The organism is Pseudomonas sp. Sample_22 (assembly GCF_004307635.1).
In the GTDB taxonomy this organism is placed as follows: Bacteria; Pseudomonadota; Gammaproteobacteria; order Pseudomonadales; family Pseudomonadaceae; genus Aquipseudomonas.
The window spans coordinates 1-3420 of the sequence record NZ_RCNY01000041.1 but is presented as its reverse complement, the minus strand read 5'-3'; the positions used below and the strand labels follow the sequence as shown (position 1 = coordinate 3420).

3 protein-coding genes are annotated in these 3420 nt (G+C 48.3%); 2 read left to right on the top strand and 1 reads right to left on the bottom strand.

Annotated elements, in window-relative coordinates; all coding sequences use genetic code 11:
- Positions 1-13 precede the first annotated feature (13 nt).
- Positions 14-844, top strand: a complete 831-nt coding sequence (locus tag D8U73_RS10525; RefSeq protein ID WP_130904415.1) for a cell envelope integrity protein TolA — start codon at positions 14-16, stop codon at positions 842-844.
- Positions 845-1029: 185 nt separating this feature from the next.
- Here the strand turns inward: D8U73_RS10525 and D8U73_RS10520 are convergent, their stop codons facing one another.
- On the bottom strand, positions 1030-1401 hold the full coding sequence (locus D8U73_RS10520; protein WP_130904414.1) for a hypothetical protein: 372 nt from the start codon (positions 1399-1401) through the stop codon (positions 1030-1032).
- Positions 1402-1762: 361 nt separating this feature from the next.
- Here D8U73_RS10520 and D8U73_RS10515 point away from each other — a divergent pair, with 361 nt between their 5' ends.
- Positions 1763-1945, top strand: a complete 183-nt coding sequence (locus D8U73_RS10515) for a hypothetical protein (protein WP_130903522.1) — start codon at positions 1763-1765, stop codon at positions 1943-1945.
- Positions 1946-3420: the final 1475 nt, after the last annotated feature.

Genomic DNA, 3420 nt, shown 5'->3' with positions numbered 1-3420 from the left:
AAAGGATTAAATCGTGAAGCTACAATATCTCATCATTCCTTTGATGTGTCTTGCGTTGGCAGCTTGCCGCGATCCGGACCCTAAGAGTGTCTCATTACCCACGAACAATAATAGCGTATTGGATGTCGTCGATGCCTACCAGGCGAAAAGAGCCATTCAAGCCCTCAGTGAAACTGACCGAACGCTACTGCAAACCTACTTAGTCCGCACTGCTATGGATTACGCGCTCGGTGAACACAAAGGAAAGCCCATAAATATCGGCGAGGCGATCATCGCCCAGCAGGCATGGCTGGACGAACAAAATGCTAAGGCGGCCAAGCAGCAAGCCATTAAGAACGAGGAGGAAGCCGCCAAGCAGCAAGCCATCCGTGACGCAGAGGTAGCTCAGCAGCAAGCTATAAAGGATAACGAAGCCAAACAACAGGCGCTTTTGGAGGAAATTAGCAAACAAAAAACTGAAGCCTTGGATACCATGAATGCCGCACTGACAGCAAATTTGGTTTCATTTAAATTAGAGAAGAAAAATTACAAGAAAAAAATCTACTCAGACTATATTGATATCGAGCTCGTTATAAAAAACAACAGTGAAAGCGAGTTGTCTGGATTTAAAGGCACATTAGTGATCAAGGATATGATGGGCAATCCCGTAAAAGCACTCGAAATCTCAGCCTCTCTCGAAGTCGAGCCCGGGCAAGCTGTGTTGTACGCAACCAAATTTGACCATAACTCGCTGCTGGAAGAGGATAAATTGCTCGCCACGCTAGATCTGGAAAAAGTACATTATGAGTGGATCCCCGGCGTGTACACGTTCAAGAGCGGCGAAACGCTTAAAATGCCTACCTAGCAAAACTGCTACTTTTCCATCGAAACAGTATTTGCCCTGATGGAAAAGGAAAGCATCACCATTATGGCTCTTTTGAAAGAATAAGCAGAGAAAAAGGCCGGCTTTTCGGCACTGCAGGCCTGGCCAGTTGCGAGACCCGCTCGTTAGTAGAATTTCCACTCGGGCTTCATCGCTGCACTGCGAGCTCAATTGGCTCTGCAATTGCCACCACGATAAGACGAGCTCACTATTTTACTATCAACGACTTCGAAGGTCGTTGCGCAAGACAAGGTTACGATCGTCGGTGGATACCCCCCATAACCGCGGGTATAAACCGTGTTGCCGGAAAGGATCGATTGATAGATAGGTTCTGCTCCTGGAAGCATCAGTGATTGATTATGATTATAAGTCAAGAAACGGTGCCCCTGGGACTCATAGACTTCGTCTGGCGGCCCCCAGCGTCGGATTAGGCTCAATTCCTCAATGCCTTGTAGAGCACTCAACATGTTCTGATATTTGGCCTCCGTGGCACAAGCAGACAGTAATAGCCCTATGAGGGCGAGCAGCAGCTGTTTCATTTCAGTCTCCCTTCACGCTCCACTTCAGCAGCTACGAATGCAGTGGCGCAACCGTGCATTGCTCAGATAAGGGGCGCACCTACTGCAGACCAAGCCAATTTATGGGCTCTTGCTGTACGTCATCAGTTTAATCCACTGCCCAAAGTGCGGCTGCCAGTCCGATGTAGTATGCCTCTGAAGTCATTCAGAGAGCAGTCTTAGGTGTATGCCCTCTGGGCGAGGCGCTTGAGCTCATTGCTCTCTTGATGCTGGGCCGGCTATTCTCTAGAGGGTGACCGCTTTTTATCCCGCCTCGAATCGGCTAATGAGCGTCGCCAATGAACTAAAACTTGCGCGTTGAGTGTTGAATAAAAGGCCGATGATGACCAAAGATGAATTGCGAACTGAACTGCTTCGCCAAGTGCAGCATTTTCAAGAGATCGAAGGCGGCGAATTAAAGACCTATGCCGCCCAGCTTCCACCCGACCGAAAAACATGGAAAAAAAAGCCCAGCGAACAAGCGCAATTGTTTCAGAAAGAGTTTGCGGAAGCAGAACGCTCATGAAATGCATGAAAGATGCGGCTTAGCTTCCGACGCCTGAGGCTAATATAACATTGAAGGTTGTGGCCGTATTCAATGAAGTCAGTGCGGCTGGTGTGCTTCTTTGCAAGAACAATCTAGGGAGGGTTGATGCTTGATCTCGATAAACGCGATCGATTTTGCGAGCATTATGGAAATAAAGGCAGGCATGCGGTATCACGCGCGGGCTCACCTCCTAAGCCAATTCAATATCTCGGAAGTTGCCATATCTTTGACCTTGCCCCCCCTGTGGGTTGAACTGCAACATACCTATAGGGCGTTACCCTCCCCCAGAGCAGGATCGCCCTACAGAAATATTGTGTTGTGCGTTGCTAATCTCTCATACGTCAGGATGATAGACGTAGCTCAGCAATAAAATAGTATAGCGTTATCAGTGAGGAGCAAGAGGCTGACATTTATCAGAGCAATAAATTTTAAGGGTACACATTATTGACTGTAGCTATATCGAACGCTAACCCACGGTGACGCTGATGAAGAAAGGTGCAGGCGATGAGGGTAATTATCCCACTGGTTTTAGTAGCGCATACCGCTGCTGCAGCAACATCCGTTGACCTCGCAGTTCAAGGGACAGTCTCTCCTCCCTCCTGTTCGATAGCCCTAAGCGGTAAACTGAACATAGTTTTGGGGGGGGCAATTCCTTCGGGCGCACTGAATCAAACCATTAGCACAAACCTGGCTGACGTCCCGGCTGGCAACCTCAACGTTACTTGTGCCGGCCCTACCTTGGTTGGATAATCCGCGGTAGATAACGTTCATCCTACAACCTACTTCCCCGCAGCCCAGGATGCCAAGTATTTTGGGTTGGGCACTGATAGCGACGGGCACAACGTTGGCAATTATCAAATTTATTTAGATAACCCTAACGTCGACAGCGCGCAAGGTTATATGACAATGTCCTCGAACAGCGGGAGCACTTGGTTTTCGGTGAGCTGCGCTAACAACGCCACCTTAGTAAGGGCCTCGCCCACTACGATCTCATCGTGGAGCAAGGTGGCCGCTGGATCTCCTCCGTCATTGCTGACTACAGTATCTGTTCCCATGGCTATCAGGCCCATGATTGCGCCCAAAAACAGTATTAACACTACTGTACAGATTGATCTGAGCGGCTCAGCGACGCTTGAACTTCTTTATCTATAATTGCTGAGTGTGCTCGATCTCTGCATTGCGCTCGCTGAATGATTTTTATATTCACAGCTAAAGTTATGATCGAGTGTACCCCAAATGAGGTAGAGCCTATACTTACACGCGACATAACTCGGTGAATTCAGCAAGGTGCCAGCAGAAGGCAAATAACCGAGGCTAAGCCGCTGATTGACTAAGAATAGCCAGGCGACGGCATCAGCCTTATTAGTATTATTTAAATCGGTGTACAATTTCTACGACGCTCTTAGCATTCAGTTTTCGTAGAGATCGGGTTTTGAAAGTGCTGACCGTTTTAT

Excerpts from the sequence above, each read along its gene's own strand:
- D8U73_RS10520 (WP_130904414.1), bottom strand. The coding sequence starts at position 1,401 with ATGAAACAGCTGCTGCTCGCCCTCATAGGGCTATTACTGTCTGCTTGT.
- D8U73_RS10515 (WP_130903522.1), top strand. The coding sequence starts at position 1,763 with ATGACCAAAGATGAATTGCGAACTGAACTGCTTCGCCAAGTGCAGCAT.